The 530-nt window shown below is 50.4% G+C and carries 1 protein-coding gene; it reads right to left on the bottom strand.

Annotated elements, in window-relative coordinates:
• Positions 1–65 precede the first annotated feature (65 nt).
• The coding region (locus EZE20_RS24250; RefSeq protein WP_165933576.1) for a DUF6712 family protein at positions 66–530 on the bottom strand (465 nt) is incomplete at its 5' end.

Below are 530 nucleotides of genomic sequence, written 5' to 3'. Positions count from 1 at the left end.
CGGCCACAGGGCCCAACAGGAGCAGTAGCCCCCACAACATTTTTTTCATAGCTAGTAGTTAAAAATTAAAATCCGTAGTACTTTTTTTCGGGGCTATTGTTGATTCTACTGCCGTTTCGTTTCCGGTTTGGCTGGTAGAGAGTGGATCCGTAGTATTCGGCAAAAACCTGCTCGCTGGCATGATCGGTGAGGAAATTGACCAACCGGCTTTGAAATTCCTGTTCCTGACTCTGGCATTCCATCCGCATTTCAGACCGCCTTTCAATGGGCAGGATGTCTTCATTGCTGATGCCGTCCGTTTCTGACAGCAGTCGCCAATCCTCACTCACGTTCAGGAACGTGATGCTTTGGGCAAAGGCATGGTGTACCAGCGCAAACCGAAGCAGTTCAAGCGCTTCGTTCTCCGCAGATGTCCATCCGGGATTGTCGGCTACCAATCGGTTTTTCCAGGAGGTATACAGCGCATCGCCTAGGAGCGGTTTGATGTAAAACTTTTCGGCTTTTCGCAGGTAATCCCGCAGGGCCAGGTA

The organism is Arundinibacter roseus (assembly GCF_004348825.1).
GTDB classification, from domain to species: Bacteria; Bacteroidota; Bacteroidia; order Cytophagales; family Spirosomataceae; genus Arundinibacter; species Arundinibacter roseus.
This window is presented reverse-complemented; position numbering and strand designations above follow the sequence as displayed.